Raw genomic sequence first — 25462 nt, 5'->3', positions numbered from 1 at the left:
CCCAAAATTCAGGGTTATGCGGGTTTTCTACGAAGAGGCTACAGTTAAGTTATAGTTAACGATAATGATGAACAAAATGAACGAATGCTATTTTAAAGAAATAAAAATTAATAAAGGTTAAATTAAGTTTGTAGATGCTCAAATACTTAAATCCCAAATTATTACTGTTTTATCATCGCTGGTGGATAATAGCAGGTCTTCGCTCCAGGCAAGTTTGTTAACAGATAGTAAATGGCCGGCATAACCCTTTTCACGGCTGAGTATTTTATATAGTTTAAAATCATCGGCACCCCATATCTTGATGCTTTTATCCATGCTGGCAGTAGCAAAATAAGGCCGGGTTGGATGAAACAGAATATGATTAACAGCAAACATATGGGCGGGTATGTTTTTGATAAGCGAATAGCTTTTTACATCCCATATTTTTAACTGTGCATCCCGGGAGCCGGAAATGAGATATTGACCGTTTGGTGAGTATTGTAAGGAGAATACAGCCATTGTATGGCCGATAAGTGCTTTTACAGGGCTATAGTCGTTAAGGTCATAAACCATGACCTTGTTATCCCGACAGCCAAACGCAACTTTTTCCTGCAAGGGGTCTATTGCTATACACCGTATTGTATCATGAGATACCTGAATGGTATGCAGCAATTCTAAAGTACTCAGGTTCCATACAGACACTGAACTATCTTCAGAAGCAACAAGCAATTCGCCCTTTTTTGATGACGACTTAATATCGAAAACAGGCTTGATATGCTTCCGCAGCCGGTGAGTTATTTTTTGCTCGATGAAATTATATACCAATACTTCGCCACTACGCAGCCCGGCAAACAGTAACGGGTAGCCTTCAGGGCAATGAATAGCATAGATAGATGTAGGAACCGGAAACATTACTTTAATGAAAGTATTGTCTTTTAGGCTCCACTCCACCAATCCCTTATCATTGCCACCAGTAAACAATATACCGGGCTTTTGAGAAAGCTCCAGACTAAATATAGGATTACTGTGGCCGGTAAGTTCTGCTTTTTTTTGTGCTTGCATTTTAAACAATGGTAGATAGACCATAGATAATAGCCCGGGCCAAATATGGACTACTAACTATTGACTCACTTATGTCTTCCTTCTAAATTTTTAGCTATTTGGCCCAAAGTAAGCCCTTTTTCGCGAAGCAAAACCAATAAGTGAAAAACCAGGTCTGATGCTTCGTTGATAAGGTCGGTTTCGGTTTCGGCAAGGGCGGCTATTACTGTTTCCACGCCTTCCTCACCAACCTTTTGCGCTATTTTGTTAAGCCCTTTATTGCGCAACTTATTTACATATGATCCTTCAACCGGGTTAGCATACCTATCTGTAATGATGTTTTCTAACTCATTAATGAAATTATGGTTGTATTCCGTTTGAAAGCAACTACGAGAACCGGTGTGGCAGGTAGGGCCGTCAGCTTTTACTTTTATCAGCAAGGTATCGTTATCACAGTCGATATGCATACTTTTAACATGCAGGAAGTTCTGGCTGGTTTCACCTTTTGTCCACAGCCTGTTTTTTGAGCGTGAAAAAAAGGTAACTCTATTTTCCCGGATAGTTTTATCGAATGCTTCCTGGTTCATGTAACCCAGCATCAGTACTTCCAGAGTCTGTTCATCTTGTATGATAACCGGCACCAGGCCGTTTGTTTTGTCAAAGTCAATGTTCATTTTTGCATTCAAAATTATGTCATTGCGAGGTTCGTAGCAATCTTATGCAGCCATGCATGCCCCTTTTGCTATGAAGAGATGCTCGTCATATCTCCTCACAATGACATGACGGGGTTTTATTATTCCCTCACTTCTATATTCTTTTCTTTCAGGATCGATTTTAAGTCTGGTATCAGTATTTCGCCATAATGAAAAACCGAAGCGGCCAGCGCTGCGTCTACATTACTTTTTCGAAATACATCTATAAAATGTTCGACAGCGCCAGCTCCACCAGAGGCAATTACCGGTATGTTGACCGCATCATTTACTTGTTTCAGCAATCCGTTATCAAAACCTGCCTTTGTACCGTCATGATCCATTGAGGTTAGCAATATTTCTCCGGCACCGCGGCTTTCTGCTTCCAGTATCCAGTTCAGGGTTTCTTTATCAGTAGGCAGGCGACCACCGTTAAGGTGAACAACATTTTTATCACCCATAACCCTTGTATCTACCGCTACGATAACAAATTGAACCCCGAATGCCTTAGCCAGTTCATCAATTAAAGCAGGGTTACGTACGGCTGCTGAGTTAATGGATATTTTATCAGCACCTGCGTTTAGCAGTGCATCAGCGTCTGCAATTTCATTGATTCCACCACCAATTGTAAATGGGATATTGATTTGCCTGGCAACAGCTTTAACCAGTTCAACCATGGTTTTACGGCGTTCTACAGTAGCGGTGATATCTAAAAATACCAGCTCATCTGCACCTTGCTGAGAATAATTCCAGGCGAGCTCAACCGGGTCGCCGGCATCACGAAGGTCTACAAAATTTACACCTTTAACGGTGCGCCCATCTTTAACATCAAGGCAGGGAATAATGCGTTTAGCTAACATAGTTATTAAAGCGTCATTGCGAGATATGAAGCAATCTCTTTATGATCTACAAAATTACTTAGCGTTCAAAATTGCTTGGTACCCCGCAATAACATATTGGTATGGAGCAGGAGGTTAGATAGATATCAAACTCTCCAGGTTCCAGTTTTTGATTTCTTCTATACTGATATGGTTTTCGTAAATGGCTTTACCTACTACGCAGGCTTCCACTTTTATTTTGCTGAGCTCTTCAATATCTTTCATTGAGCTTACTCCGCCCGATGCAATCAGTTTAATGAACGGCGAATGATCCAGCAACTTACTGTAAAGCTCAACGCCGGCACCACCCAGTTTACCATCTTTGTTAATATCAGTACATAAAAAGCGAAAGAAACCTAAACGCAGGCACTTATCCACATAATCCATTAACTTAATAGGTGAACTTTCCATCCATCCGGAGTATTTTATGACTTCATCCAGTACATCAATAGCAACAACCACCTGGTCGCTGCATTTATCCTTACCGCATATCTCCTTACTAAGTTCTTCTAAAAAAGTAGGATTAGTGATGGCCTGTGTGCCTACAATAACGCGTGAAACACCCGCGTTGATCAGCTCTTTTACTTTATCAATGCTACGTATGCCGCCTCCGTATTGTACCCGCATATCGGTTTTACGTATAACGTCAAACAAATATTGCTGGTTGCTAAAGTCGTTTTTTGCACCGTTAAGATCAATTATATGGATGAAATTGGTACCATTGCTTTGGTACCTTTCAATCATTTCCTCAAGGGTAACATCATATTCTGTAACCTGCGAGTAATCACCCTCGCGTAAGCGCACCACTTTTTTATTAAGAATATCGATAGCAGGAATAATGTACATGTTTTTAAATATTTGCAAAGTTTTTTAATAATGTTTCGCCATAAGTACCAGATTTTTCGGGGTGAAACTGCACTCCGAAAAAATTTTCCTGCCAAATTGATGCCGAAAATTTATTGATATAATTTGTTGAAGCTAAAGTATATAACGTATCGTATTCAATAAAGTATGAATGTACAAAGTAAAAGTGCGATCCGTTAGGAATATTTTCAAATAAAGGGTTTGCTTTTTCAGTAAACGCCTGGTTCCAGCCGGTATGTGGTACTTTAAAGTCAGTATCCCCTTTAAATTTTAAGGTTTTAACCGGAAATATGTTCAACATGTTGGCATCACCCTCTTCGCTGTATGCTGTCATGAGTTGCATACCTACACAAATACCCAGCGTTGGTTTCTTTGAAGCCTTAATAGCAGGCACCAGGCCGCTTTGCTGTAGTTTGCTCATGGCTGCACCTGCATGCCCTACACCCGGAATGATATAACGGTCAAACTTTTCAATATCTGCCTCGGTATTTACCATTCCATAGGCAATGCCCAGCCTGTCTAATGCTGCTGTTAGCGAAAAGATGTTGCCGGCGCCGTATCGTATTATACCTATCATAGTTTTTAGAGTCGAGAGTCAAGATAAAAGAATCAGGAAGCTTTTGCCTTGTCTCTTAATTCTTATCTTTTTTACATACTTTTTTAAAATTGAGAATTAAGATGCAAGAATCAGGAAGTGTTAATCTTGCCTCTTGATTCTTAACTATTGTATCTCTATAAAACTCCTTTTGTGCTTGGTAAAACCATTTTATCCGCATCGCGCTTTACGGCCATTTTTATGGCTTTTGCAAAGGCTTTAAATATTGCTTCTATTTTATGATGCTCGTTCTGTCCCTCAGCTTTGATATTCAGGTTACATTTGGCTGCATCGCTAAATGATTTGAAGAAGTGATAAAACATTTCTGTAGGCACGTCGCCTACTTTTTCGCGTTTAAAATCGGCCTCCCAAACAATCCAGTTGCGCCCGCCAAAATCTATGGCTGCCTGTGCAAGGCAATCATCCATTGGCAGGCAAAAGCCATAACGTTCTATACCCATTTTATTGCCCAAAGCTGCGGCAAAAATCTCGCCAAGTGCAATGCCGGTATCTTCTACAGTATGGTGTTCATCAATATGCAGATCGCCTTTTGCTTCAATTACAAGGTCGATACCGCCGTGGCGGGCGATCTGATCCAGCATGTGATCAAAGAAATGCAATCCTGTACTAATTTTAGCATCGCCTTTACCATCAAGGTTCAGCTTAATGTATATATCAGTTTCCTTGGTGTTGCGGCGATGTTCAACAACGCGCTGGCCAAGTTTTAAAAATTCATAAATATCCTTCCAGCTGGTGGTTTCTAAAGCTACAACCTCGTCCAGTCCTTCGTCATCCTGTGCATTAAACTCACTGTTACCAAGTCCTGTGCTGTTATTTAACCAGATGCCTTTAGCACCAAGGTTTCGCGCCAGCAAAATGTCGTTTTTGCGGTCGCCTATAGTATAAGAGTTGGCCAGATCGTATTTAGTTGCATCAAGATATTTGCCAAGAAGCCCGGTAGCCGGTTTACGGGTAGGGGCGTTGTCTCTGGCAAAAGTGCGGTCTATCACCTGTTCGGCAAAGTGCACGCCTTCATTTGCAAAGGTTTTAATGATAAGATTATGTACCGGCCAAAAAGTATCCTCCGGGAATGAAGCCGTCCCCAAGCCATCCTGGTTAGTCACCATTACCAGCTCATAATCCAGTTCGGCAGCTATACGTGGTAAATATTGCAGGCAACCCGGGTAAAAGATCAGCTTATCGAATGAGTCGATCTGCTCATCGGCCGGTTCTTTAATAAGTGTACCATCGCGGTCAATAAAAAGTACTTTTTGCAGCTTGCTCATTATTTAAATTGCTGTAATGTGTTGATCAGTTCTTCATTTTCCTGCGGTGTGCCAATTGTAATACGCAGACAGCCCTCGCAAAGTTCAACTTTTGACCTGTCGCGAACGATAATGCCGTGTTGAACAAGATATTCGTAAATACTTTTGGCATTGGTTGTCTTTACCAGAATAAAGTTGGCATCGGACGGGTAAATATCCTGTACGAAATCCATGTGCTTTAAGGAAAGCACCAGCTTATCACGCTGCTGCAGGGTTTCTTTAATCCAAACGTTCACCTGATCTATATTGTCCAGGGCCTGCAATGCAAGTGTTTGTGACGCTTCGTTAATGTTATACGGCGGTTTGACCTTGTTCATCACCTCAATAATTTCCTCGCTGGCGAAGGCCATGCCTACACGTAAACCTGCCAGACCCCAGGCTTTTGACAGTGTTTGCAGCACTACAAGGTTGGCGTATTCTGTAAGCTCCTGTATAAAAGTTTTCTGGCGACTGTAATTAATATATGCCTCATCAACCACTACAATACCGCTAAAGTTAGCGAGCAGCGTTTCTATATCGTCGCGGTTAATTGAGTTTCCCGTAGGGTTGTTTGGCGAACAGATAAAGATGAGTTTGGTGTTCTCGTCAATAGCTTCGGCAATGCCTTCCAGATTCAGTTGATAATCCTGGGTTAATAAAACCCGTTTGATCTGCACATCATTGATGTTGGCCGATACCTCGTACATACCGTAAGTGGGAGGTACAATAATTACATTATCAACACCGGGGTTACAAAAACTGCGGAACAGAATATCGATTGCCTCATCGCTACCGTTACCTAAAAAAATATTACGGGCAGGGACACCTTTTATCTGGCTCAGGCGCATTTTAACCTGGTACTGCATAGGATCAGGGTAGCGGTTGTAGGCCTGTACCAGCGGCGAACCAAAGGCATTTTCATTAGCATCCAAAAATACACTGGCCTCTCCCTGAAATTCATCACGCGCGGACGAATAAGGGGTCAGGTTTTTGATGTTTGTTCTTAGTATTTTATTTATATCGAACATGTTGTTATTCTCTTGTTAGTTATGTAATTGCGAGGAGAGCAGTCACTCGGCAATCTCATAGGACAAATGGATATGCTGAGATTGCCGCGCTATCGGTCGCAAAGTCACATCTTTATCTTTCTAATTACATCCTCACACTCACCGCGTTTCTGTGCGCGTGAAGCCCTTCCAGGTCGGCCAGCGTTTCAACTGCAGGGCCGATATTTTTTATACCTTCCTCACTCAAATGCTGAAAGGTTATCTTTTTTACAAACGAATCTACCGACACACCAGAATATGCCCTTGCATAACTGCTTGTCGGCAGCGTATGATTGGTACCTGAGGCGTAGTCACCGGCGCTTTCCGGTGTAAGGTTACCCAGGAAAACAGAACCGGCGTTAACAATCTGCCCGGTTATTTGCTGCCATTTTTCTGTTGCCAGTATCAAGTGCTCCGGGGCATACTGGTTGCTAAAGTTCATAGCTTCATCAAGGTTGTCAGTAATAACAATGTACGAATTATCGATAGTTTGTTTTGCAATTTCTGCACGGGGCAATACCTGCAATTGTTTTTCAAGTTCGGCAAGGGTCTGCTGCGCGATGCTTTCGGAAGTACAAACCAATATCGCCTGGCTATCAATACCGTGTTCCGCCTGTGCCAGCAGGTCGGCAGCTACAAAAGCGGGATTGGCCGTATCATCGGCAATGACCAATACTTCCGACGGGCCGGCAGGCATATCGATTGCTGTTGTAGTGGTTGATTGTATAATGGTTTTTGCCTTGGTTACAAACTGGTTTCCAGGGCCGAATATCTTATCGACCTTGGTTATACTTTCCGTACCATAGGCCATAGCTGCAACAGCCTGAGAGCCACCTGCCAGGTAAACCCTGTCGATGTTCAGCATCAAAGCCACGTAAGCTATAAAGGCATTTACCTTACCATTTTTTTGCGGGGGCGAGCAAACTACAATTTCTTTGCACCCGGCAATACGTGCGGGTATGCCCAGCATCAGGAACGTTGACGGTAAAACGGCTGTACCACCCGGGATGTACAATCCAACCTTTTCTATAGGCCGTAACTCGCGCCAGCAGGTTACACCGGGCATTGTTTCAACTCTGTCTTCAGCCTTTAGTTGCGACTGGTGAAACTTGTAAATATTATTATAAGCAATCTGTAAAGCAGCTTTTTGCTCGGTAGATACAGTAGCCGCAATTTCTTCAAGTTCTGCTTTATCCAGATAGAGCTTTTTCAGCAATACTTTATCAAACTGGTGAGCATAATCATACAAAGCACGATCGCCATGCTGTTTTACATTACCTATTACGTCTTCTACCAGTGTACGTATCTCATTCGCCGGATCAATATTGCGTTGAACCAGGGTTTGGATATCCTGCTTGTTTAAATCGCTGTAATTGTATGTTTTCATTTTTAGCCTCACCCCAACCCCCCTCCAAAGGAAAGGGACTTTTTAAAAGCCTTACTCAAAATCCTCTCCATTGAAGAGGATTTAGGAGAGGCCTAACTAAAGTATTATCTTTTCTATCGGCATTACTACTATGCCCTGTGCGCCGGCCTGCTTTAACTGACTAATGCGGTCCCAAAAATCGCGCTCGGGTATTACGGTGTGTACCGCAACCCAATCACCTTCTGCCAATGGCACTACCGATGGGCTTTTTACACCCGGTAATAACGCGGTAATGGCCGGCAGGTTCTTGCGCTCCACATTTAATACCACATATTTGGTTTCTTTTGCGCGCAGAACAGATTGTATGCGCTGGATCAGTTCCTGTACCAGGTCTTCATTCTCGCTACCCTTGCGGCCAATCAAAACCGCCTCGCTGCTCATTACATCTGCAAAAGGTTTTAAGCCATTGCTTTTTAAAGTACCACCGGTTGATACCAGGTCGCAAATGGCATCGCTTAAACCCAGGCCGGGAGAAATCTCTACCGAACCTGATATGGTGCGTATATCTGAAGTTATACCTTTCTCCTTTAAAAACTTTCCTAAAATTACAGGATAAGTAGTGGCAATGGAGCGGCCGTTAAGCTGCTGCAGATCATCAATTGTATTATTATTAGGTACGGCAATTTTTAATGAGCATTTGCCGAAACCTAATTTCTGCAGGTAACTTACTTCTACTTCGGTTTCCTGTATTACGTTTTCGCCCACTATGCCCAGGTCGGCAATGCCATCCTGTACATATTCGGGAATATCATCATCACGAAGAAAAAGTATTTCTAACGGAAAGTTGGAAACCGGAGATATCAGCGAGCTCTTATAGTTTTCGAAGTTAAGGCCGCAATTTTTTAATAATTCAACGGATTTTTCGTTGAGCCGACCCGATTTTTGGATCGCTATTTTTAATGTTTTCACAAATTGGAGTTTTAGTAACTATATAAACGGAGGTTGTTATTTCGCGTAGAAACATACATTATCTTTTCACCACAGAGTGGTGATGGTGCAGATGCAGATGATGTAGTTTATACTTTTCCATTTTTTTGTATAGTACCGCTGGTAAGTGCTGCAAATATAGCCACTCAATTATTAAATCAAAATTTCAAGGTTAATAAATTATTAAAAATATAATGGGCGTACTTAATTTTTATGAATATGTTAAAATGTATAAGTGCTTATATAAATGTTAGAACTCGAATTATAAGAATTTGTTGAATTTATCGAATTATAAAGCAAATTCATTCTGTCACTTCAATAAATTCTTATAATTCGAGTTCAGACAATTTTTAATTCGAGTTCAGATTATATTCGTAAATCCCACCCTCATCACCAAATTCCTTGATAGGTTTAAGTTGTTTATGGGATTTGATATCTGTGAGATTGATCAGCTCCCGGTTCTCGAGGTTTTTAAACCAAATGAGATAGAAATGTTTTTTCTGATAAAACTTCTCAACATCCTTTTTAAAAAATTTATGCGGTACCAGGTATGATGACATTCCCGAGAAAAAGTAAACCGCCTCATGCGCATCCGAGTAGATAGTGACCTTTGGTTTAAAAATGCTTTTATCCATAGTCTTTAGATAGTTTGCCATTTCCGATTCCATCCAGTCGTTATCTGTGTAACCCGGGTTGCCATATTCATCGGCTATCAAGTCATTGTAACGCGTTTTATCTACCAGGAAGATCTTTGTGATGTACCCTAACATAGCAGCAATAAACAATGCAGCTATTGCTACGCGCACGCGCCGGTTGTTAACCCGCTTAAGCACAAGCAGTGCCCAGCTTGAATATCCCCATAAGGCTGGTATGTACATGGGCGATAGTAAACGTGGATTAATGCGTTCATATCTTGAAAAGGTAGAAGATAATACAATAAATAACCCATAAACCAGGGCAAATGTTATAGCAATGTTTTCAAAGCTGCTTAGCCTGCGGCGATAAAAATTGTAAACAAGCGCAATGATAAATCCAGCGAGGATAATGACAGCTAAAGGAGTTGCCAGAAAGTATTGATTTGGCGTAAAGCCCAGCCAGTCGCAAAACACCGTGCCAAAGTAATACAGGTTTTTATGGAAAGGTGTTATGGATGGTTCCCGGGGGCCTGTCACCGTACCCGTGTGCAGCGCATTGAACCACAGGTTGGCTACGAGTAATGATATCGAAATAAACCCGTAAATAAGTATGTGGCCAATTTTTTTGCGGACAGGCAACGACCTGTCCAGCAGCAGCAATAAGCCTCCTGTACCAACAATGGTTACAGCAGCATAACGTGTTATACAGGCTACAGCGCCAATTATGGCAGCAAATACCAGCCATTTAACGGTATGCTGAAGCATGTACTGCCTGAAGATGATCATGAAAAGCAGTACCTCCAGTATAAACAAGGTTTCAGACCACAGGTAGGTGTAAACCTGTAACAAGCCCGGGTTAAGTATAATCGCAATCAGAATAAGCCATTTATATATATGGGACGTTGGTTCAAAGCGCGATATGATCCATCCGCTGCAAAAAATAAGTGAGGCAAACATTAGGGCATCCAGCCACCATCCAAACAGGGTAGGGTCTATCCGGGTAATAAAGCTGATGATACCTAAAAATGTAGGGTAAAATACCGGGAAATCAACAATGGGGGCATGATTAAAGGTATGCAGATTACCGTGTGCTACAAAGTTGCGGGCAGCGCTGGTATACATAATGGAGTCGGGCGAGATGCCTACGCCATTATAACTGCAGAATAAATAAATAGCGAAAAACGCTAAGACCGAAAAAAATAGCGTGTCGTAGTTTTTTATTTTATTCCAAAATGCCATTAACGTTTACTGCATATAAACAAAGTAGCGCTAAAATGTTTGAGCTATGTTAATCAATCAAATCTAAAACAGTACTTATTGGCTGGTCGCTATTAATTAATATACCCTTTACACCAGCGGCTGTACCTGCTATAACATCGCGCTCCCTGTCACCTATAAAGTAGGACTTCGATGGGTCGATGTTATATTTTTCAATGCCTTGTAACAGCAATCCGGGCTTAGGTTTGCGGCAATCGCAGTCGCCGGTAAAATTAGGGTGATGCGGGCAGTAAAAAAAATCTTTTAGTTCTACACCATGCTCCTGATAAACCTGTTTAAGATGGCTATGCATTTTAGCAAGTTCATCCTCGGTATACCAGCCTTTGGCCAGGCCGCCCTGATTGGTGGCCACAATAAGCAGATAGCCTCTGTCCTGTAGTTCTTTTAACGCGCTAAAATTATCCAGTACATGGAAATCCTCAAATCGGCAAACGTAATCGCCCATCTCCTGGTTCAAAACGCCATCCCGGTCTAAAAACACTGCTTTATTCTTTTCTGCCATATAATAAGGTATAAACTCAATTTTTTGCAAATGTAGAATTATTGATGTATTTGCTATGTGTGCATATCATATCGTTGTTTAAAATTACCAAATTCATATATAAAGTATATGATTATTGTCGACATAATAAATTTATTGTATAAAATGATGATTGTTTTAGAAAATTTAAAAAAATTAAGGCGCTTCTTATAAAAAAATGGTAATTTTAGTAACTTCGTTATTACGCTAATTATAAACCATTAGTAAAAGATATGGATCAAAGTGAATGCAACCAGCAGGGCCTTTACAGGCCCGAATTTGAGCACGACTCTTGCGGGACAGGTTTTATAACTCATATAAACGGCCATAAATCGCACAGCATTGTTAGTGATGCCTTAACTATGCTTGAAAATATGGAGCACCGTGGGGCTTGCGGCTGCGACCCTGAAAGCGGTGATGGTGCAGGTATACTGATACAACTTCCGCATGAATTTTTAATGGAGGAATGTTCTGAGTTAGAGATTAGTTTGCCGGAGCCGGGAGAGTACGGTGTGGGTATGATGTTTTTGCCTAAGGACCCATCGTTAAAAAAGGCTTGCCGAAAAATTATTGCTGCTGCTGTTGAGAAGCTTGGCTTTGATACACTTGGATATCGTAAGTTAAATGTGGATTCGTCTGTTATTGGCGAAACCGCACGCCAGGCCGAGCCGGATTGTGAGCAGATTTTTGTAGCCCGCCCCCGTAATATTACTAACATAGACGATTTTGAGCGCAAATTATATGTACTGCGCAGATACATCAATAAAACAGTACTGGAAACAGTACCTGCAGCCAGCGAATATTTTTATTTTACATCGTTTTCCTGCAAAACTATCATTTACAAAGGGCAGGTAACAACTTACCAGTTGCGTAAGTATTTTTCAGACCTGGCCGATCCGCGCGTTACATCGGGTTTGGCGTTGATACACTCACGCTTTTCAACCAACACCTTTCCATCTTGGAAACTGGCACAGCCGTTCCGCCTTATCGCCCATAACGGCGAGATCAATACACTTACCGGTAACCTTAACTGGTTTTACTCGGGCGTTAAGTCATTTGCATCGGCCTATTTCACTAACGAGGAAATGGAAATGCTGTTGCCCGTTATAGATAATAATCAATCCGACTCTGCCTGTCTGGATAATATAATCGAGGTATTGCTTCATACCGGCCGCTCATTGCCGCATGTAATGATGATGCTGATACCTGAGGCATGGGATGGTAACGAGCAGATGGACCCGATCAAAAAGGCCTTTTATGAGTACCACGCCACTTTAATGGAGCCATGGGATGGGCCGGCAGCTATCAGCTTTACCGATGGGAAACTGGTAGGTGCGGTGCTTGACCGTAACGGACTACGCCCTTTGCGTTTTGTTATTACCAATGATGGCCGCGTTATCGCCGCTTCAGAAGCCGGTACTTTAAAGTTAGATGAAAGTACCATTGTGAGAAAAGGCCGCCTGCAGCCGGGTAAAATGCTGTTGATAGATACCGAAAAAGGTAAGATCATCACTGACGAAGAAATTAAACGCGAAATATCAGGCCAGCAGCCTTATGGCACCTGGCTGGATAATTATAAGATCCGTTTAGGCAGCCTGCCCGAGCCCCGCTTGTCATTCGCCAGCCTTAGCGCCGATGCGGTTTACCGTTATCAGCAGGTGTTTGGCTACAGCCGCGAGGATATCGACACCATTATTAAGCCAATGGCTTTGGATGGTAAAGAGCCTGTTGGCTCTATGGGTACTGATGTTCCGCTTGCCATATTATCCGACAAGCCACAGCACCTTTCAAGTTACTTTAAGCAATTTTTTGCCCAGGTAACCAACCCGCCGATAGACCCTATCCGCGAGCGCCTGGTAATGAGTCTGGCTACCTTTATTGGTAACAATGGCAACCTGTTGGATGAAGATAAAATGCATTGCCATTGTGTGGTGCTTAACCATCCGATATTGAAGAACCATCAGCTGGAAAAACTGCGTTCTATTGATACCGGTATGTTCCATGCTAAAACGCTGCAAACCTATTATAATGCGGACGGCAATCCGGGCTCTATGGAAAAAGGTATAGCAAGGCTATGCCGCTATGCCGAGGATGCCGTAGATGATGGTTTTGAAGTATTGATATTAAGCGACCGGGCTATCGACTCGGAACACGCGCCAATACCAATGTTGCTGGCTGTTTCTGCAGTGCATCATCACCTGATCAAAAAAGGCCGCCGCGGCGCGGTAGGTATTGTTGCTGAAACCGGCGATGTTTGGGAAGTACACCACTTTGCTACTTTACTGGCATTTGGTGCAACAGCTATTAACCCATACCTGGCGCTTTCAACCATAGAGACGCTTTACAACCAGGGACATCTGGAAACCAGCCTTGATCTTAAATCGCTTTACAAAAACTATGTAAAATCGGTTAATGATGGATTGCTGAAGATTTTTTCTAAAATGGGAATTTCAACGCTGCAGTCGTACCACGGTTCGCAGGTTTTTGAGATCTTAGGTCTTAACAAAGATGTGGTTGACCGTTACTTTACCGGTGCTGTTACCCGTATTGAAGGCCTTGGGCTTGATGAAATTGCAAAAGAATCGCTTTGCAAGCATAAAACAGGCTTTAACAGCCCGAAAACTGATAGTCATTTATTGCCTGAGGGCGGTATTTACCAGTGGAAACGCCGCGGCGAAGCCCACTTGTTCAACCCAACTACCGTGCACCTGCTGCAACATGCTACTCGCAGCAATAGTTACCAGGTATATAAAAATTACGCGGCCGCTGTAAATGAGCAAACCGAAAAACATTATACGATACGAGGCTTGCTTGATTTTGCACATCACCGCGAATCAATAAGCATTGACGAGGTGGAACCTGCAGAAAACATCATGAAGCGCTTTGCTACAGGCGCCATGTCGTTTGGTTCTATTTCTCATGAGGCGCACAGCACTATGGCTATCGCCATGAACCGCATTGGTGGTAAAAGTAATACCGGTGAAGGTGGTGAGGATGAAATGCGCTATGATAAGCTACCTAACGGCGATTCTATGCGTTCGGCCATTAAACAGGTAGCCTCCGCACGCTTTGGCGTTACATCACATTATCTGACCAATGCCGACGAACTTCAGATAAAAATGGCACAAGGTGCCAAACCAGGTGAAGGCGGACAATTGCCGGGTCATAAGGTTGATGAGTGGATCGCCAAAACACGTCACTCAACGCCAGGAGTTGGTTTGATATCGCCACCACCACACCACGATATTTATTCAATAGAGGATTTAGCCCAGCTAATCTTCGACCTTAAAAATGCTAATCGTGCCGCACGTATCAACGTTAAACTGGTTTCAAAAGCCGGTGTGGGTACTATTGCAGCAGGTGTTGCCAAGGCACATGCCGATGTGATCCTGATTGCCGGTTATGATGGGGGTACAGGTGCATCACCAATCAGCTCTATCAAACACGCTGGTTTACCGTGGGAACTTGGCTTAGCCGAAGCACACCAGACACTTGTACGTAACAAACTGCGCAGCCGTGTAGTATTACAAACGGATGGTCAGCTAAAAACCGGTCGCGATTTGGCTATTGCTACCTTAATGGGCGCCGAAGAATGGGGCGTTGCCACAGCAGCCCTTGTAGCCGGTGGATGTATCATGATGCGCAAATGCCATCTGAATACCTGCCCGGTAGGTGTGGCTACTCAGGACCCTGAACTAAGGAAATTATTCAGTGGTAAGCCCGATCATATTGTTAACCTGTTCCGCTTTATGGCAGAGGAGTTACGCGAGATAATGGCCGAGTTGGGTTTCCGTACCATTAACGAAATGGTGGGCCGTGTGCAGTTCCTGAAGGTGAAAGACGGTATAAAAAGCTGGAAAGCAAAAACCATTAATCTTTCTGCCATATTACATCCTGTAACTACAGCTAAAGGCAGCACGCTGTACAATAGCGAGAAACAGGATCATGGCATGGATGCTATACTGGATTGGCAACTGCTTGAGCACGCAAAACCTGCGCTGGAAGATAAAACGCCGGTATTCGGTACCTTTGAGGTGAAGAATGTAGACCGTACAATCGGGACATTGCTATCAAACGAAATATCAAAGGTATACGGATCTGCCGGATTACCGGATAATACTATTAATTACAAGTTTAAAGGCTCGGCAGGGCAAAGCTTTGGCGCTTTTAATACCAAAGGCGTTTCTTTTGAACTGGAAGGCGAAGCAAACGACTATGTTGGTAAAGGCTTATCTGGTGCCCAGTTGGCTATCTATCCGGCTGCTAACGCAACCTTCAAACCTGAAAACAACATTATTATAGGCAACGTTGCCCTTTATGGAGCAACCAGTGGAGAGCTCTTTGTAAGGGGTATGGCCGGCGAGCGTTTTGCTGTGCGTAACTCTGGCGCTACCACAGTTGTAGAAGGTATTGGCGACCATGGTTGCGAATACATGACCGGTGGCCGCGCTTTAATTCTGGGTGAAACGGGCCGCAACTTTGCTGCTGGTATGAGCGGCGGTATTGCATGGATTTATAATCCTAATGGTACGTTTGCTGATAACTGCAATACCGAGATGGTTGACCTTGACCCGCTTAGCGTTAAAGACGAGGAACAGATCAAAGCGTTGCTTAAAAAGCATATCAGCTTAACCGGAAGCAAAGTAGCTGAAGACATCCTAAAAAACTGGAGCAAAGCTTCAACCCAGTTTGTTAAAGTATTCCCTAAAGAGTACAAGAAAGTGTTACAGAAATTAGAATATCAAACCGTTAGCTAAATTATAATGGGAAAAGTTACAGGATTTCAGGAATATAACAGGGAGCTTCCCGCAAAAACACCCGTTGCCGAAAGGGTAAAAAATTATAATGAGTTTGTTGGTTTGTATTCTGATGAAAAGTTAAACCAGCAATCGGCGCGCTGCATGAATTGCGGCATACCATTTTGCCATAACGGATGCCCGCTTGGTAATGTTATACCCGAGTTTAACGATGCTGTGTATCGTAAAAGCTGGGACGAAGCATACTATATTTTATCATCTACCAATAACTTTCCTGAATTTACCGGCAGGATATGCCCGGCACCCTGCGAGTCGGCATGTGTATTAGGCATTAACAAGCCACCGGTTACTATAGAGGAAATAGAAAAGCACATCATAGAGATTGCTTATTCAAAAAACATGGTTAAGCCGGTTGCCCCGTTAATCAAAACAGGCAAAAAGGTGGCAGTAGTAGGCTCTGGTCCGGCAGGTTTAGCTGCTGCCGCACAATTAAGCAAGGCAGGCCATAACGTTACAGTTTACGAACGGGACGATCGCCCGGGTGGCTTGTTGCGCTATGGAATACCTGATTTCAAACTGGAAAAATGGGTGATAGACCGCCGTATCCAGATTATGGAAGAGGATGGCGTTGAATTTAAATGCAATGTTGAGGTAGGTAAAGACATTGCCGCCGACGAGATTGTGCGCAACTATCATGCAGTAGTATTAGCAGGCGGATCTACCATACCACGTAATCTGCCTATCCCCGGCCGCGACCTTAAAGGTGTGCACTTTGCCATGGACTTCCTGAAACAGCAAAATAAACGCGTAAGCAGCATCGCTTTTAATACAGAAGAGATAACAGCAGCAGGCAAAGATGTTGTTGTAATTGGCGGTGGCGATACAGGCAGCGATTGTGTAGGTACATCTAACCGCCAGGGCGCTCGTTCGGTTAAACAATTTGAAGTGATGATACAACCGCCATCTGAGCGTACCGCGCACATGCCATGGCCAACTTACCCGATGGTATTGAAAACCACTAGCTCGCACGAGGAAGGTGTTGAACGTTTTTGGGGCATAAATACTAAAGAGTTTATCGGCGATGAAAACGGCGAACTGAAAGCCCTTAAAGTAACTGATGTTACCTGGGAAATAGACGCTATGGGCCGCCCGGTTAAGTTTACCGAGGTAGAAGGAAGCGAACGCGAGATATCTTGCCAGCGCGTATTTTTAGCTATGGGCTTTGTTAATCCTCAGTTTGAGGGTGCTTTGCAGCAACTTGGTGTAGAACTTGACGAGCGTAAAAATGTGAAAGCGAAAGAAGGTGTTTATCGTACAAACGTAAGCAAAGTATTTGCTGCGGGTGATATGCGCCGTGGACAGTCGCTGGTGGTATGGGCTATATCAGAAGGCCGTGAGGCCGCCCGCAAGGTTGACGAGTTTTTAATGGGACACTCAACACTGGAAAGCAAAGATGCCGTAAACCAGTTTGACCAGGTGTTTTACCAACAGGTTTAATTTTATTTATATAACTTGCCAGTTATAGTTAACCGTTCATAAATCCAAACCCTTGCCTTTAAAATGGTAAGGGTTTTTTGTTTGCTGAATAAAACCTTGTTTTTGAATGAGGAGAAACCTTGTGGATAACGCATTGCGGCAAATCAGGGTTTCTCACCACCGTTTCGAAATGACAGATTAAGATTAAAATGCCTTTGAAATGTTCAATTTCAAATTCATTTTGAACGGGTTACGAGTGATCTTATCAGATCAATTCCCGGCTTACTTATCAGAAGGATTCTTTTTACCTGCTAACAGCATCTCAATCATTTTATTTAGGCGTGTAGCACGGGTTTGTTCCTGTTTGGCGCTTAATATCCATACCACATACTCTTTACGATGTGACCAGGCCAGCTTTTCATAGTTGGCCATAGCTGCAGGCTCGGCGGCTAAAGCTTCATGCAAATAGGGCGGGAGTGTTATCTGCTTTTTATCAGGATCGATGTATGCCGAATAATCGTTCTGCTTAATGGCTTCCTTGCTACTGTCTGATTTTTTTACCAGATGTTCCGGTTTAAAGCGAAGGGCCGTCCACACGCTGTTAATTGCTGCAGAAGCTACCGGCCGCAAGCCATATTCGGCTGGTTTATCCCAGCTGCTCATCATTTCCAGATCGGTATCTATGCCTGAGTTTTTCTTTGGATATATCACCCATAGCACGGTTTCATCGGCCAGTGCTGGTTTCAGCTCAGCTAAGGCAGCACTTAATTGGCTACTATTTTTTACAAATGCCTGTATACCATTCACCTTGCCTTCCAGCGAAAAAGAAAGCTGTATATTACCGGGCAGCGGCTCAAGTGCTGCAAGGTAATCTTCAGGTGCATTCATTATCAACCAATTTTGGCCGGCTTTCATCTGTAGTTTTTTGGAGAGGGGGCTGGGCGTGGTCATAACTGTATAGATGTTTAGTACAACGCAAATTAAAAAACAATTTACAAAATGTGCTATAAGCCGCTATCTATTAACCATGAACAATTTTTGAATAAAAGTCCCACAAAACTATCCCGGCAGATACTACAATATTGAATGAGTGTTTGGTACCAAATTGTGGTATCTCAATACAGGTGTCAACCTGCTGCATAACTTCGTCGCTTACGCCATTGACTTCGTTCCCAAATATCAATGCATACTTTTCGCCGGCTGTAGGAGTGAAGGTGTTGAGCATGGTACTGCTTTCAGCTTGTTCAATGGCTATTATTTTATAGCCCTCTGCACGTAAATGATCAACAGCAAGTAACGGTGTTTCAAAATACTGCCAATTGACAGAACTTGTAGCACCCAGGGCTGTTTTTTCAATTTCGCGATGCGGCGGCTGGGCAGTAATACCACATAAGCATACCTGCTCAACCGCAAACCCGTCGGATGTGCGGAAAATGGACCCAACGTTGTGCATGCTGCGCACATTATCTAACACAACAGCAACAGGAAGCTTTTCCTGCGCTTTAAATTCTTCTACACTGGCACGGTTTAATTCGTCGAGCTTTAACTTACGCATAGCGGCTTTATTAAGCCGCAAAATTACGATTTTACAGGCTCATTCAACACACCTACGCCATCGCCAATAAGTGAGCTGTATACAGAAGGCGCATAACCTACCTTATCCGTATAATAGGCCGTTACGTCCTGGCTAAATTTATCAAAGGCATTACCTTTAACCAAAGCAATGGCGCAACCGCCAAAACCGGCACCCGTCATGCGTGCTCCCGCCACATCAGTATTGGTTTTTGCATACTCCACAACCGCGTCCAGTTCTTTTCCACTCACTTCGTACAGATCGCGCAACGAATCATGTGAGGCATACATTAACTGGCCAAATTCAGCCAGGTTATTTTCGCTAAGCGCTTTTGCAGCAAGTTTAACACGGTCGTTTTCCTCAATAACATGCTGCGCACGTTGTTGCACAATGCTATCGGTAATCAGGTGCTTGTGCTGATTGAATGTTTGGGTATCTATATCACACAAAAACTTTATATCAAGCTCCTGCTGTAATGCAGCAAGTGCTGTCTGGCATTCCTGCACGCGCTCGTTATATTTAGATTCGGCCAGTTTACGTGGTTTGTTGGTGTTGATGATAGCCAAAACATAATCCCCAAGATTACTATCTACCGCCTCATAATCAAGTGTGTTGCAATCCAGTTTCAGCGCTTTATTCTTTTCGCCAAAAGCTACTGCAAACTGGTCCATTATACCACAGCTTACTCCAATAAACTTATTCTCGACGTTTTGGGATAGCTTTACCAAACTAAGTTTGTCATAACCACCGTTGAACAGATCATTCAGAGCATATGAGGTGACAACCTCGATGGATGCTGATGATGAAAGCCCTGAGCCAATAGGGATGTCGCCGTAAAACAGCATATCAAGCCCTTGTAATTCTTTACCTTCGTTCTCAAAATAAGAAATTACTCCCAAAGGATAGTTATACCATACTTCGCCGCTTTTTTTGTGTTCATCGTTAAGCGAAACTTCAGCTTCTTCGTTAAAGTTTAAACTTTTGAACCTGAAAACACCATCCTTATTAGGTGCAACAAGTAAGAAAGTGCCAAAGGTTATAGCGCATGGCATAACCAGGCCACCATTATAGTCGATATGCTCACCTATTAAATTTACGCGCCCGGGTGAAAAATAAGCGGCCGTTGCCCGAGTATTATATTTGTTTAAGAATTCTTGCTGAAGGTTGGCTTTCATAAGATGGTTATAAAAAACAAATATTGTAAAATATACAGTTATTATTATGCCTGTTATTAAAAAATAATTAAAGTAAGTTTGGCAACCGAACACAAATGTATTTATTTGTTGTTTTGACCATAAAACGAGTGTTATGGACCAATATCTTATTACCGCATACGATTATACCGACGAAGGCGCTTTTGAACGCCGCATGAATGTACGCCCTCATCATTTAGACGGCGCAAAGGACCTTAAAGCCAAAGGCAATTATGTATTAGGCGGCGCCATGCTTGATGAAGAGGGGAAAATGATAGGCTCTGTTATGATACTGCAGTTTGAAAGCGAGGAGCAATTGGAAGCCTGGAAGCAAAGCGAGCCTTACATCACTCAGAAAATATGGGAAACAGTTGATGTAAAGCCCTTTAAAGTTGCAGCAGTATAATTAACTAAACAAATGATTCATACTCCCAATACCCTTGTGCATTGCGTATGTAGTGGGCGGTATATTGCTTACCATCGGTTTTAAATTCAAATGCAAAATGTTGGGTAGTTGGGTCGTCGGGTAAAAATTGCTCCACAATACTTTCAGCAACCAGCTTTATTCTCTCTGCTTCTGTAGGCTCATTTGGTTTGGTATTGAGGCCAGCTCTGTAATCTGTAAATGATTGGTATTTAAAAGCTGTATCATGCATTTCACGGCCTGCATTAAAAGCTGCTTCTTCAGTTTGCAGGCGGTACTCCTCCATGGCCTTTAATAGTCCATCAGCTGTAATTTCAGGCTGTCCATCGGCACCATGTGAGTAGTAATCATTCAGTATCTGTTCTTTAGTTTTCATTAAACAAAGTTACCGATAAAAAAAGGATGCCAGTAAGACATCCTTTTTAAATGTTAAGCTACAGGCGGCGATATGCTATCTAATTCGTCTGTATCGTCGGTGTCTAATAAAATATCTTTGGCCTTCATATTTTCTTCAAGGTGAGCTACGCTTGAAGTGCCCGGTATCAGCAATATATTTTTTGAATGGTTTAATAACCATTTCAATGCAACCTGATGAACCGTTGCGCCATGTTTGTCAGCAACTTTTCGTAAAATCTCCTGACTGGTGACATTACCCGCATTTAAAGGAAACCAAGGTATGAACGCGATATCATTATCTTCACAATAATTTAAAGCACCTTCCCATTTTCTGTTGTCAACGCTGTACATATTCTGTACCGATACTACTTCAAAGTAATCCTGCGCTTTTTTAATGTCGTCAATACCAACTTCAGAGAGGCCAATATGCACTATTTTGCCTTCCTGCTGCATCTGTCGTAAAAACTCAAAGCTTTCTTCAGCAGGTACGTTAGGGTCTATTCGGTGTAACTGATAAAGCTGAATCTGATCAAGCTTAAGGCGCTTAAGGCTCCCTTCAAGAGCTTCTTTAAGGTGATTAGGGCTGGCATTAACAGGCCATTGATCAGGCCCTGTTCGCAGCAAACCGCCTTTGGTACCAATTACCAAACCGGCTGGATAGGGGTAAAGCGCTTCGGCAATAAGTTCCTCAGATATATGAGGGCCATAGCTATCGGCAGTGTCAATAAAATTTACACCAAGTTCAACAGCGCGTTTTAATACGCGTATGGCTTCGTCTTTGTCCTTGGGCGGGCCCCATATACCTTTACCGGTTATTCGCATTGCGCCATAACCTAAACGGTTAATGGTAACATCGCCTCCCAAATTATATGTAGCAGGAAATTGATTGATTGTGTTACTCATAAAATTCTGATTATACTTAATAACATTAAGCAAATGCTAATGTTCGCGCATCAATTCATAAAAGTGTCATAAAGGGTGATGTATTTTCGGCTTTTATCAACAAACGATAAAAAAGATACATTTAAGCATACATAAAATATGCGCGTAAGTTATTATTTAACAGTGTAACGTACAACGTAGCGGCCAAGGTTGCCTTCGGTATCAAAACCTTCTATAGTGGCACGATAGGTGCCTCTGCCGTCTGCGTTGAAAAATTCTACAGAAGTTAAGCCGGTTTTATCTGTTTTTACCTTTGGGTTCCAGTAAATGGTGCTTCGTAAATCGCCGCCAAAACTTCCGCCTTGCTTTAAGGCATCATACTTAGGTGAGTAAAATTCGCGTGTTTTAGCGTAGCCAATGGCATTAAAATTAAGGATGTTACCTTTTGGTAGCATATCCTGCAGTTGGGCAAGTGTGATTTTTTGGCCTTCTACTTTTTTGGTAATGATTGATATAATACCATCTGATTGATAATTTTTGTTGATACTGCTCAAACCATCTGTTTTAAAAACCTCAATTGTTTCTACATCTCTACCAGCAATACTGTTAAGGAACGAATAATCAATTGGTTTTCCATTTAAAAAAATCTGTATTGGTAAACGATTGGGATTGGAAATGTTCTTTGAAAAGTACAGGTTATTATCTTCTGAGGTTACGCCAAGCAACGTGCCGATAATGCAGGTATATAGATTAGGGCAATCTTTAAAAATTTCCCCCTTTATTTGCTGATCAGCCATCATTGGTAATCCGGTTAAAGCGCTGTAGTCTGAATGACTGGGCTTTTTAGCTAACGAGGTAGACTTAATAACCACCTCTTTAAGTGTATGAGTGTTATCATATTGCCGTTTACTGTTGGCAAGCAGGTCCTTAAAAGCGCTGTCAATATTACTTACTTTATCAAGCGCGTTAATGTTAGGAGTAGCGGGCTGGTACGGTTCGCCGTTTACAGATACTACCAGGTTTTTGCTGTTTACGTTGCCACGGGCGTTTAGTACTATTTCGGCCGAGTCTGGAAAGCTCAATTTTGAAAATTTAAAATTACCCACCATATCTGTAACAGTTTCGGCATAAAAGTTTTTTGAAGGTATTTGCAGGCGCAGATTACCTTTAGATATAGGCATCCCAGTGTTATTTCGGAGCATACCAGTTATTTGCAAGCCTTCCTGCTCGGGCATTAAAGGTGTTTGTGGTAATCTGTCTAAAATAATGTTACGGTAAGAAATGCGACGATAGCCCTGCGTGAGCATCAATATGTCAAGATCATCAACGGCGGTTGTGTTTTTACTTAAAAAATAATAGTTGGGTTTTTCTATATACCCTTTTATATCTGATGTAAGCAACAGATGTGACAAAATTGTAGTTTCATCGTTTTCATCTGAAGGTACCTTAGTTTCGTCAATCACAGCTACAGAAAAGTTGCCGGCTACAGGCAAGGTTTTGTTTTTTGCCGAAACAGAAAGCTTTACTTTTTGCCTTGTGGTGTATACTTTTTTATCAGGCGTTAAGGCGATATTTAGCATGTCATTATGCTGTATGAAAACTATACGTTCTGCTAGCGGGACACCTCTTTCTGATAACAAGGTTAATTGTAAGATGCCGGTTGGAAATTTACTTTTAGGGATGCCGGCACTGTATGTCAGATTATCTAAAGTTGTTTGCGCTGCAAAATAAACAGCGCCACCGTTTTGAGCAATAATGTAGTAACTTTTACCCTGGTTCACCTTAAAGTACGACTCGTTGGCCGACAATTTTATATTTAAATTATCAGGATCATTATTATAAACTCCCAAAGCTATACCTGCCGGTCTGATACGTGGTAAATCATAGGTGCCAGATGTGCCGTTGGCGAAAGTAATATTTGCCTTATAGGTTTTTCCATCTTCGGGCTGAATAGCAAATACGCCCATGCCTAAATGCTGCGACTTTAAATCAGCTACCACTGCCCCGGTGTTATCTACAACAGTACCTTTAATATCAATACCCATTCCATCCGCGCCTATCGCTTTAAAAGCCACACGGGAGCGAATGCCAAGTGTAAGTTCTCCACCTTCAGGAAAAAACTGAACATCACGCTGTTCTGCAGCTGCTTTAAGCGGAAAGCGATCAAGCTTTTGTTTCCTTTCTCCAAGGTCAAGTATGGTTGTTAACATGCCTTTTTGAAGTTGCGAAGATGTGGCATCGGCAAGAGAAATGTTAACCATGCCATTAGCATCTGTATTGCTTTTACCTTTTGCAATCTCATCGCCGTTGGGGTTATAAATTGTCCAGCTTATCTTTTTATTGGCAACCGCTGCTCCTCCTGTTTGCTTATATGTGATAACCGCATTTGATTTTCCTGCGGATGCAGGGTTAAAGGAAATTGATGCATTTACCCCATCCTGTATAGCATTGCCTATGGCTATATTTTTATTGTAGAAGTAATCAGCATCAAAATTCTGCATCCATTTGGTATAAGCCCTTAAATGATAATTCCCTTGCTTATACTGGTTCGGCTGTAAAATAATACTCCCATTTGCTACACCATTTATAACAGGGAGCTTTAAAAGGTTTACTATAGAATCCTGATTGTTGGCAATATCTACATAAACTATATTGCTTAAAACGGTTGGTTGATGCTTATCTATAGTTACATACGCTTTAAACCAAATAGTATCTCCGGCAGTATAATATGGTTTATCGAGGTGTAAATAAACTTTTTCTATGGGATAAGCATTTATATATTGCGCAGCTTTTGTAACTATCGTTTTTAAGCCAATGGTATCTCTTTGGGCAAAAACAGAGTAGGTGGAAGATATAAAAAGCAGTAATAATAATAACAGTTTTTTAGAACTCATATCAGTCAATAGTAGTGGCGCAGAACAGTAGCATGGCTAAGATAAACAATTAGCTGCACTGCGAGCAATTCGTTAGGGATTTTAACATTAAACAACGTTGCATAAAGCTTTACAAAGTACCTCTTAAACGAGGTTTTAATAAAACTATTATTGTAACTTATAAGCTACAAAAATAAATGGCTACAGAAATTGAAAGAAAATTTTTAGTTGATAAAGATAAGTGGAAAAGCGTTTTAAAACCAGTGGGCGAATTTTATAAGCAGGGGTACATTTTTAATGAAAAGCGGTGTACGGTTAGGGTAAGGCTTACAAGCAATGCTGCTTTCATAACGCTTAAAGGCCCAACTGCAGGAATAAGCAGGAGTGAATACGAATACCAGATACCTATGCCAGAGGCAAATGAAATGCTTGAACTTTTTGCCGCGTCATCTATTGAAAAAACACGGTATAAGATTGAGTATGCAGGCCATATGTGGGAAGTTGATGTTTTTGACGGAGAAAATAATGGTTTGATAGTGGCCGAAATTGAGCTGCAACATGAGCATGAACAATTTGAAAAACCGGATTGGGCAGGAGAGGATGTAAGCAAAGATTTACGCTATTCAAACGGAAGTTTATCGGTTACTCCGTATGCTCAATGGAGATAAGGGCAAAAAGGCCGGCTTTTTTGAGCCAGCCTTTAATC

General features: G+C 42.2%; 21 protein-coding genes. 4 read left to right on the top strand and 17 right to left on the bottom strand.

Translation table 11 applies throughout. The annotated features are described in order from the left end of the window. Positions 1-138 precede the first annotated feature (138 nt). From ACFQZX_RS01160 to ACFQZX_RS01110, 11 genes are all read right to left on the bottom strand, one after another. Positions 139-1041: a WD40 repeat domain-containing protein gene (locus ACFQZX_RS01160; protein ID WP_377110911.1), complete on the bottom strand. Its 903-nt coding sequence runs from the start codon at positions 1039-1041 to the stop codon at positions 139-141. Positions 1042-1106: 65 nt separating this feature from the next. Then, on the bottom strand, positions 1107-1694 hold the full coding sequence (gene hisIE / locus ACFQZX_RS01155) for a bifunctional phosphoribosyl-AMP cyclohydrolase/phosphoribosyl-ATP diphosphatase HisIE (protein WP_377110910.1): 588 nt from the start codon (positions 1692-1694) through the stop codon (positions 1107-1109). A gap of 119 nt (positions 1695-1813) precedes the next feature. Continuing rightward, on the bottom strand, positions 1814-2569 hold the full coding sequence (hisF, locus tag ACFQZX_RS01150; RefSeq protein ID WP_377110909.1) for an imidazole glycerol phosphate synthase subunit HisF: 756 nt from the start codon (positions 2567-2569) through the stop codon (positions 1814-1816). A 114-nt stretch (positions 2570-2683) separates the two neighbouring features. Continuing rightward, positions 2684-3433 (bottom strand): 1-(5-phosphoribosyl)-5-[(5-phosphoribosylamino)methylideneamino]imidazole-4-carboxamide isomerase, encoded by a 750-nt coding sequence (locus ACFQZX_RS01145; RefSeq protein ID WP_377110908.1) that lies wholly within the window; start codon positions 3431-3433, stop codon positions 2684-2686. Between the two features lie 4 nt (positions 3434-3437). Next, positions 3438-4028 carry an imidazole glycerol phosphate synthase subunit HisH gene (hisH, locus tag ACFQZX_RS01140; protein ID WP_377110907.1) on the bottom strand — a complete coding sequence of 197 codons (591 nt, stop codon included), beginning with the start codon at positions 4026-4028 and terminating at the stop codon, positions 3438-3440. 155 nt (positions 4029-4183) lie between these two features. Beyond that, positions 4184-5332, bottom strand: a complete 1149-nt coding sequence (hisB, locus tag ACFQZX_RS01135; protein ID WP_377110906.1) for a bifunctional histidinol-phosphatase/imidazoleglycerol-phosphate dehydratase HisB — start codon at positions 5330-5332, stop codon at positions 4184-4186. After that, on the bottom strand, positions 5332-6378 hold the full coding sequence (gene hisC, locus ACFQZX_RS01130; protein ID WP_377110905.1) for a histidinol-phosphate transaminase: 1047 nt from the start codon (positions 6376-6378) through the stop codon (positions 5332-5334). Before hisC ends, hisB begins: the two co-directional genes overlap by 1 nt. Before the next feature lie 124 nt (positions 6379-6502). After that, a complete protein-coding gene (hisD, locus tag ACFQZX_RS01125) occupies positions 6503-7783 on the bottom strand; it encodes a histidinol dehydrogenase (protein ID WP_377110904.1) in 1281 nt (426 codons plus the stop codon). Positions 7784-7879: 96 nt separating this feature from the next. Further along, positions 7880-8731 carry an ATP phosphoribosyltransferase gene (gene hisG / locus ACFQZX_RS01120; protein WP_377110903.1) on the bottom strand — a complete coding sequence of 284 codons (852 nt, stop codon included), beginning with the start codon at positions 8729-8731 and terminating at the stop codon, positions 7880-7882. Between the two features lie 368 nt (positions 8732-9099). Beyond that, positions 9100-10623 carry a hypothetical protein gene (locus ACFQZX_RS01115; RefSeq protein ID WP_377110902.1) on the bottom strand — a complete coding sequence of 508 codons (1524 nt, stop codon included), beginning with the start codon at positions 10621-10623 and terminating at the stop codon, positions 9100-9102. Positions 10624-10672: 49 nt separating this feature from the next. Beyond that, positions 10673-11164, bottom strand: a complete 492-nt coding sequence (locus ACFQZX_RS01110; RefSeq protein WP_377110901.1) for a D-glycero-alpha-D-manno-heptose-1,7-bisphosphate 7-phosphatase — start codon at positions 11162-11164, stop codon at positions 10673-10675. 251 nt (positions 11165-11415) lie between these two features. Here ACFQZX_RS01110 and gltB point away from each other — a divergent pair, with 251 nt between their 5' ends. Both gltB and ACFQZX_RS01100 read left to right on the top strand, forming a co-directional pair. Further along, positions 11416-15939, top strand: a complete 4524-nt coding sequence (gltB, locus tag ACFQZX_RS01105; RefSeq protein WP_377110900.1) for a glutamate synthase large subunit — start codon at positions 11416-11418, stop codon at positions 15937-15939. 6 nt (positions 15940-15945) lie between these two features. Further along, positions 15946-17436: a glutamate synthase subunit beta gene (locus ACFQZX_RS01100; RefSeq protein ID WP_377110899.1), complete on the top strand. Its 1491-nt coding sequence runs from the start codon at positions 15946-15948 to the stop codon at positions 17434-17436. A 261-nt stretch (positions 17437-17697) separates the two neighbouring features. Here ACFQZX_RS01100 and ACFQZX_RS01095 read toward each other — a convergent pair whose 3' ends face one another. The 3 genes from ACFQZX_RS01095 to ACFQZX_RS01085 form a co-directional block, all read right to left on the bottom strand. Beyond that, a complete protein-coding gene (locus ACFQZX_RS01095) occupies positions 17698-18366 on the bottom strand; it encodes a YdeI/OmpD-associated family protein (RefSeq protein ID WP_377110898.1) in 669 nt (222 codons plus the stop codon). Positions 18367-18436: 70 nt separating this feature from the next. Then, positions 18437-18970, bottom strand: coding sequence for an RNA methyltransferase (locus tag ACFQZX_RS01090; protein WP_377110897.1), 534 nt, complete (start codon positions 18968-18970; stop codon positions 18437-18439). 23 nt (positions 18971-18993) lie between these two features. Continuing rightward, the gene (locus ACFQZX_RS01085) at positions 18994-20163 is read right to left on the bottom strand and encodes a galactokinase (RefSeq protein WP_377110896.1); all 1170 of its coding nucleotides are present in this window, start codon (positions 20161-20163) and stop codon (positions 18994-18996) included. A gap of 133 nt (positions 20164-20296) precedes the next feature. Here ACFQZX_RS01085 and ACFQZX_RS01080 point away from each other — a divergent pair, with 133 nt between their 5' ends. Further along, the gene (locus tag ACFQZX_RS01080; RefSeq protein WP_377110895.1) at positions 20297-20587 is read left to right on the top strand and encodes a YciI family protein; all 291 of its coding nucleotides are present in this window, start codon (positions 20297-20299) and stop codon (positions 20585-20587) included. Positions 20588-20591: 4 nt separating this feature from the next. Here ACFQZX_RS01080 and ACFQZX_RS01075 read toward each other — a convergent pair whose 3' ends face one another. The 3 genes from ACFQZX_RS01075 to ACFQZX_RS01065 form a co-directional block, all read right to left on the bottom strand. Beyond that, positions 20592-20981, bottom strand: a complete 390-nt coding sequence (locus tag ACFQZX_RS01075; protein WP_377110894.1) for a hypothetical protein — start codon at positions 20979-20981, stop codon at positions 20592-20594. 53 nt (positions 20982-21034) lie between these two features. After that, positions 21035-21904, bottom strand: a complete 870-nt coding sequence (locus ACFQZX_RS01070; RefSeq protein WP_377110893.1) for an aldo/keto reductase — start codon at positions 21902-21904, stop codon at positions 21035-21037. Between the two features lie 152 nt (positions 21905-22056). Further along, complete coding sequence (locus ACFQZX_RS01065; RefSeq protein ID WP_377110892.1) at positions 22057-24777, bottom strand: carboxypeptidase regulatory-like domain-containing protein; 2721 nt, start codon at positions 24775-24777, stop codon at positions 22057-22059. A gap of 176 nt (positions 24778-24953) precedes the next feature. Here ACFQZX_RS01065 and ACFQZX_RS01060 point away from each other — a divergent pair, with 176 nt between their 5' ends. Next, entirely contained in the window at positions 24954-25424 is a 471-nt protein-coding gene (locus ACFQZX_RS01060; RefSeq protein WP_377110891.1) for a CYTH domain-containing protein, read from the top strand. Positions 25425-25462: the final 38 nt, after the last annotated feature.

The organism is Mucilaginibacter litoreus (assembly GCF_042676805.1).
Lineage (GTDB): Bacteria > Bacteroidota > Bacteroidia > Sphingobacteriales > Sphingobacteriaceae > Mucilaginibacter > Mucilaginibacter litoreus.
This window is presented reverse-complemented; position numbering and strand designations above follow the sequence as displayed.

What these genes read in the sequence shown, in the direction of transcription:
- hisIE (WP_377110910.1), bottom strand. Translation starts at nt 1,694, where the DNA reads ATGAACATTGACTTTGACAAAACAAACGGCCTGGTGCCGGTTATCATA.
- hisD (WP_377110904.1), bottom strand. Translation starts at nt 7,783, where the DNA reads ATGAAAACATACAATTACAGCGATTTAAACAAGCAGGATATCCAAACC.
- ACFQZX_RS01160 (WP_377110911.1), bottom strand. Translation starts at nt 1,041, where the DNA reads ATGCAAGCACAAAAAAAAGCAGAACTTACCGGCCACAGTAATCCTATA.
- ACFQZX_RS01095 (WP_377110898.1), bottom strand. Translation starts at nt 18,366, where the DNA reads ATGACCACGCCCAGCCCCCTCTCCAAAAAACTACAGATGAAAGCCGGC.
- ACFQZX_RS01070 (WP_377110893.1), bottom strand. Translation starts at nt 21,904, where the DNA reads ATGAGTAACACAATCAATCAATTTCCTGCTACATATAATTTGGGAGGC.
- hisB (WP_377110906.1), bottom strand. Translation starts at nt 5,332, where the DNA reads ATGAGCAAGCTGCAAAAAGTACTTTTTATTGACCGCGATGGTACACTT.
- ACFQZX_RS01085 (WP_377110896.1), bottom strand. Translation starts at nt 20,163, where the DNA reads ATGAAAGCCAACCTTCAGCAAGAATTCTTAAACAAATATAATACTCGG.
- ACFQZX_RS01090 (WP_377110897.1), bottom strand. Translation starts at nt 18,970, where the DNA reads ATGCGTAAGTTAAAGCTCGACGAATTAAACCGTGCCAGTGTAGAAGAA.
- ACFQZX_RS01115 (WP_377110902.1), bottom strand. Translation starts at nt 10,623, where the DNA reads ATGGCATTTTGGAATAAAATAAAAAACTACGACACGCTATTTTTTTCG.
- ACFQZX_RS01145 (WP_377110908.1), bottom strand. Translation starts at nt 3,433, where the DNA reads ATGTACATTATTCCTGCTATCGATATTCTTAATAAAAAAGTGGTGCGC.
- ACFQZX_RS01065 (WP_377110892.1), bottom strand. Translation starts at nt 24,777, where the DNA reads ATGAGTTCTAAAAAACTGTTATTATTATTACTGCTTTTTATATCTTCC.
- ACFQZX_RS01080 (WP_377110895.1), top strand. Translation starts at nt 20,297, where the DNA reads ATGGACCAATATCTTATTACCGCATACGATTATACCGACGAAGGCGCT.
- gltB (WP_377110900.1), top strand. Translation starts at nt 11,416, where the DNA reads ATGGATCAAAGTGAATGCAACCAGCAGGGCCTTTACAGGCCCGAATTT.
- hisH (WP_377110907.1), bottom strand. Translation starts at nt 4,028, where the DNA reads ATGATAGGTATAATACGATACGGCGCCGGCAACATCTTTTCGCTAACA.
- ACFQZX_RS01110 (WP_377110901.1), bottom strand. Translation starts at nt 11,164, where the DNA reads ATGGCAGAAAAGAATAAAGCAGTGTTTTTAGACCGGGATGGCGTTTTG.
- hisC (WP_377110905.1), bottom strand. Translation starts at nt 6,378, where the DNA reads ATGTTCGATATAAATAAAATACTAAGAACAAACATCAAAAACCTGACC.
- ACFQZX_RS01060 (WP_377110891.1), top strand. Translation starts at nt 24,954, where the DNA reads ATGGCTACAGAAATTGAAAGAAAATTTTTAGTTGATAAAGATAAGTGG.
- ACFQZX_RS01075 (WP_377110894.1), bottom strand. Translation starts at nt 20,981, where the DNA reads ATGAAAACTAAAGAACAGATACTGAATGATTACTACTCACATGGTGCC.
- hisF (WP_377110909.1), bottom strand. Translation starts at nt 2,569, where the DNA reads ATGTTAGCTAAACGCATTATTCCCTGCCTTGATGTTAAAGATGGGCGC.
- ACFQZX_RS01100 (WP_377110899.1), top strand. Translation starts at nt 15,946, where the DNA reads ATGGGAAAAGTTACAGGATTTCAGGAATATAACAGGGAGCTTCCCGCA.